Below are 3,135 nucleotides of genomic sequence, written 5' to 3'. Positions count from 1 at the left end.
ACGTCATCGAGCAGTCGCTCGGCCACGTAGGCGAAGGCGGGAGCGCCGGGCCCGCCGTTGAGGTACTTGTAGGTGCAGCCGACGGCGAAGTCGGCGTCCCAGTCGTCGAGCGCGACCCGCACCGAGCCGACCGAGTGGGAGAGGTCCCAGAGCACCAGCGCGCCCGCGTCGTGGGCGATCCGGGTCAGCTCCGCGCCGTCGGCGATCCAGGCCGAGCGGTAGGCGACGTGGCTCAGCGCGACCAGCGCGGTCCGCTCCCCCACGGCCTCGGCCAGCAGCTCCGCCGTCACCCCGGCATCGGGGTCGACGTCGATCCAGCGCAGGCTCAGCCCGCGCTCCTCGGCGACGCCCTCGGCGACGTAGCGGTCGGTCGGGAAGTTGTCGCGGTCCATCACGATCTCGGTGCGACCGGCGTCGGAGGCCTGCAGCGACACCGCGGCACGCATCAGCTTGTAGAGCAGCACCGTGGTGGAGTCGCCGACGATCGTCTGTCCCGTCGAGGCGCCCAGGCACTGGGCGCCGATCGCGTCGCCGAGGACCTCGGGCAGGTCCATCCAGCGCTCGTCCCAGCCGCGGATCAACCGCCCGGCCCACTCCTCCTCGACGAAGGTGCTCAGGCGACCGGCGGTTGCGCGCAGCGGGCGGCCGAGCGAGTTGCCGTCGAGGTAGACCACCGGGGTCTCGGTGCCGACGAAGAGGTCGCGGTGGGCGGCTAGCGGGTCGGCGAGGTCGAGCTCAACAGCGGTGGCGGTGGCGTTGGGGGTCACCGGTCGAGCCTACGGGCGCCCCCATCGACGCCTTCAACGCCATGGGTCACCGCTCCGAGGCCCTGTTCGTGCCGAACTTCTGAACAATCGGCTGCCGAAGGGCAGTGCTCAGGCGGCAGGACCGGCCCGACGGGTGGCTTTGTTCAGCAGTTCGGCGAGAGCCACCGCCGCCAGGAGCGTCGCGCGCACGGCATCGGGGTCGTGCATGACGTCGTGGTAGCAGAGCCTCAGGACGATCCAGCCCTCGAGCACCATCGCGTTGTAGCGACGCGCATCACGCTCGAGGGCAGACCTCTTGCCGTGCCACTCGAAGGAGTCACACTCGACCGCGATCCGCAGCCGCTCGTCGGCCAGGTCGACCCGGTAGGGCAGCCCGGGAAGCCGCACCTGTGGCACGAGCGAGAGCCCGGGCACCCCGAGCCCGATCACCCGCGCGGACGACTCGAACGGGTTGGCCGCCAGCGCGGACGCCTGCGCCGCCACCCGCCGGAGCTGCGCCGACCCGGGCCCCTTCGCCCGCTCCGCGAGGCGATCCAGGACGTCGCGGCCGACGCCCTCGCGAAGCGCCGAGTCGGCGATGCAGAGCGCCTCGTCGAACGGCAGGTGGCGCAGACAGTGCTCGAGCGTGGTCTCGACTGCTGTCCAGTGGCCGTCCACCTGGGCCGGGCCGAGCTCGGCGCGAAGGATCACGGCCGAGACGGAGGACGGGACCCGCCGCCCGCGGCTGACGACCACGTGAGGGACTCGCGGAACTGCCTTCACCGCCCAGCCGTGATGGAGCGCCGCGTCGACGAGTCCGACCACGCCGCCGCACGCGACCGCCGCCTGCACGGCGTCGTCAGCACCGGGCAGCGAGTAGCGGCCACGTCCGATGCGGATGATGTCGCCCACTGCGATGGCCCGCTCGAGATCCGCCCGCTCGACCCGCCTGAGCAGGGCGCTCCGGCGAGCCACCCCACCGAGCCGCTCCAGCTCTTCGACCACCGACATGTCACGAGGCTCGACTCAGCAGGCACGCGCCGCAACCGGTCGTCCACAGGCCCGCCCGCTCCCCTCCCTACACTCGCGCCCATGTCATCGCAGATCCGCCCAGAGCTGCTCGAGGTGCTCGCCCGGCGCGCCCTGACCGAGGACGCCGCCCGTCCCGAGGCCGTGGCCAAGCTGCACGCACGCGGCGGCCGCACCGCCCGCGAGCAGATCGCTGCCCTCGTCGACGAGGGCAGCTTGGTCGAGTACGGCCGCTTCGTCACCGCCGCGCAGTCGGACAAGCGCACCGACGACGACCTGCTCGACCGCACCGCCGCCGACGGCATCGTGGGCGGGCTCGCGACCATCGAAGGGCGTCAGGTCGCGGTGCTCTCCTACGACTACCTCGTGATGGCCGGCACCCAGGGCATGCGCGGACACCGCAAGACCGATCGCCTCCTCGACGTCATCGGTCGCCTTCGTCTGCCGACGGTCTTCTTCACGGCGGGCGGGGGCGGCCGCCCCGGCGACACCGACATCCCGCTCGTCTCGGCCCTCGACGTGACGACCTTCGCCGCCTGGGCGCGCTTGTCGGGCAACGCCCCGCGGCTCGCCGTGGTGGAGGACAACTGCTTCGCCGGCAACGCCGTCATCGCCGGGTGCTCCGACCTGATCGTCGCCACTCCGCGTGCCTCGCTCGGCATGGGTGGTCCCGCAATGATCGCCGGCGGCGGGCTCGGTGACGTCGCCGCGGCCGACGTGGGTCCGCTCGACGTGATGAGCGCCAACGGGGTGGTCGACCTCGCCGTCGACGAGGGCGAGGCGGTCGATGCCGCCCGTGCCCTGATCGGCTACTTCCTCGGCGCGGACGACGGCTGGACCGCCCCCGACGAGGCCACGCAGGTTGCGCTGCGGGACGCCGTGCCCGACGGCGAGCGGACGTCGTACGACGTGGAGCCGATCCTCGAGGGGATCGCCGACGTCGACTCGGTGACCGTGCTGCGGGCCGGGTTCGCGCCCGAGCTGTGCACCGCCCTGGGTCGCATCGAGGGCCGCACCGTCGGGTTCGTCGCCAACGACACCCGCCACATGGCCGGGGCGATCACCGCCGACGCCGGCGACAAGGCGGCGCGCTTCCTGCAGCTGTGCGACGCCTGGGGCTTCCCGGTGGTCTCGCTGGTCGACACCCCCGGGATGATGGTCGGCGCCGAGGCCGAGCGCACCGGCCTGGTGCGGCACACCTCGCGGCTCCTCGTCGCGGCCGCCGCCATGGAGGTGCCGCTGGTCGGTGTCGTGCTGCGTCGCGGCTACGGCCTCGGTGCGCAGGCGATGCTCGGCGGCAGCACCCACGAGCCGCTGATGACGCTGGCCTGGCCGGGCGCCCACCTCGGCGCGATGGGCC

General features: G+C 73.0%; 3 protein-coding genes. 1 reads left to right on the top strand and 2 read right to left on the bottom strand.

The features are described from left to right. Positions 1–767: aminotransferase class V-fold PLP-dependent enzyme (locus tag VOI19_RS17095; protein WP_323794157.1), on the bottom strand; the 767-nt coding region annotated here is incomplete at its 3' end. 108 nt (positions 768–875) lie between these two features. Further along, the gene (locus VOI19_RS17090) at positions 876–1,757 is read right to left on the bottom strand and encodes a DUF559 domain-containing protein (RefSeq protein WP_323794156.1); all 882 of its coding nucleotides are present in this window, start codon (positions 1,755–1,757) and stop codon (positions 876–878) included. A gap of 81 nt (positions 1,758–1,838) precedes the next feature. Between VOI19_RS17090 and VOI19_RS17085 the strand changes: the two genes are divergently transcribed. Further along, the coding region (locus tag VOI19_RS17085; protein WP_323794155.1) for an acyl-CoA carboxylase subunit beta at positions 1,839–3,135 on the top strand (1,297 nt) is incomplete at its 3' end.

Origin of the sequence: Nocardioides sp., assembly GCF_034670285.1 — a bacterium.
In the GTDB taxonomy this organism is placed as follows: domain Bacteria; phylum Actinomycetota; class Actinomycetes; order Propionibacteriales; family Nocardioidaceae; genus Nocardioides.
Note: the sequence above shows the minus strand (reverse complement) of the source record. Positions and strands in the feature narration are given on the sequence as shown.